Consider the following 1252-nt stretch of genomic DNA (forward strand, 5'->3'; position numbering starts at 1 on the left):
CGAAACGGTAAATCGGAACATTTGCAATATACATGGTTCCTCCTGACCAGGAGGAGAACGCCATGGCAGACCACAAGAGCAAGCGCGACTTCCGCGACCGCGATCGGGTTTCGGCCGAGGAAGACTATGGGTTGTCCACGCCGCCTTAGGGTGATCCCCAATTGCAATGAAGGGACCAGCCCACTCTGATGGAGATTTCTGAAATGTGTTCGCAGACGGAACTTATGAGTTCCAGGGTGGGGACGTTCGTCTCACGCCCAATACAGCTGACCAGCAAGGGGCAGCGATGCGCGGAACGACGCAGGATTTACGTAGTGCTCGCACTGCCTGCCGCGCACGCCTTGCCCGGCAGGCTACTTCCCGGCTGCCCATCGGCATCGGTCGACGGGCCTTTGATGGCGCGGAAATTTACCATCCCTGGCGGCGGGTAGCCGTGCCGGCGTCGGGAGGGATGGCCGTGCTCTCAGGTCAGCGTCGGTTCGCCCACCGTAATCTCGGTGAGAAAGGAGGCGGCGATCAAGTCGTCCGCGTCGATGCGCAAGGAACCTTCTCCGCGCGCAATGATGGCCGCGACCTTCTGGAAGGTCTTGATCTCATGCTCGGTGATGCGGGCGTCCCGCATCCTGGCTTTGAGATCGGCGACACGCATTCCGAGCGAACGGGATGTTCCGATTTCTCTATTCGACATTTTGGTCAGTCCTCCTCCCCCCGCCCGTGCCTGTTTCGCCGCCGCCCGAATCCGCGGCCTGCCCACAGTCTGGTGTTTGCAGTTGAGGAGCATCAGCATGCCCGCTTATGAGAATCCGCTGATATTATGAATGAACGATGAATGACACGCGGCTGTATTTCAGCCCTCGGCTGTTTCCCGTCCACAGCTCACCGTGAGTTGTTTGCCTACCGTGGGCAACAATGGGGATGGAACGTAAGCCACATCACCGGCTTAGTCCGTCGGGTAGCTCACCTCGCCAGAGGGTCGCGCTGCCTTCGGGCTGCCCACAGCCTGAGAGCCCGCTATCGTCCCTCAACGGTGGCGGGCTCAAATCGGAGCTTCTCCTATCAGCGGAACCTAATGTTCGCCTGCCGCTTATGGCGAGATGAGCACTCGCGGGATAAATTTCTTCGACAAATGGATGGCAGAGCATCTGCCGGATGCGGTGACCGACGACCCGGCCGCGATAAACGATCTAGCCGACCAGGCTATGGAAGCCGCGGACCGAGAAGGCATCGCGATAAGCGAAATCTATGAGGAAGT

Annotated in this window: 1 protein-coding gene; it reads right to left on the reverse strand. The window is 59.3% G+C overall.

Annotated features, from left to right (window positions below; all coding sequences use genetic code 11):
- Positions 1-463 precede the first annotated feature (463 nt).
- Positions 464-688 carry a hypothetical protein gene (locus tag FJW07_RS31560; protein WP_140860992.1) on the reverse strand — a complete coding sequence of 75 codons (225 nt, stop codon included), beginning with the start codon at positions 686-688 and terminating at the stop codon, positions 464-466.
- Between the last annotated feature and the right edge of the window lie 564 nt (positions 689-1252).

This window comes from Mesorhizobium sp. B3-1-9 (assembly GCF_006439595.1).
Lineage (GTDB): Bacteria > Pseudomonadota > Alphaproteobacteria > Rhizobiales > Rhizobiaceae > Mesorhizobium.